Origin of the sequence: Bacillus sp. SIMBA_005, from assembly GCF_046535585.1 — a bacterium.
GTDB classification, from domain to species: domain Bacteria; phylum Bacillota; class Bacilli; order Bacillales; family Bacillaceae; genus Bacillus; species Bacillus pumilus.
Genome location: NZ_JAWRWI010000588.1, coordinates 1 through 263, shown reverse-complemented (window position 1 = coordinate 263; position 263 = coordinate 1). Strand labels below are relative to the sequence as shown.

The 263-nt window shown below is 66.9% G+C and carries 1 protein-coding gene; it reads right to left on the bottom strand.

Going from position 1 to position 263, the window contains the following annotated elements; genetic code table 11:
• Window positions 1-263 (bottom strand): hypothetical protein (locus SB660_RS21410; protein WP_410584418.1); only part of this gene is annotated, 263 nt, incomplete at both ends.

Here is a 263-nt window from a genome sequence, read left to right as displayed (position 1 = left end):
CGGCATCGGATCCGCTCTCGGCCTCCTCGACCGCGGTGGGCTGCTCGTCGACGGAGTCGAGCGCCGCGCCAGTCAGAGCGGCGGTGGCGCCGAAGAACAGGAAGGAACCGAAGACGATCGTGCTGATGATCGAACCGATGACGCCCAGCACCCAGAGGCCGACCGTGATGAGCCACGCCATCAGGCGGTAGCGCACGTAACCGGCGAGCTTGAAGCCCTGCTTGTCGCGCATGCCGCCGCACAGCACGATGATGAGGTCGACC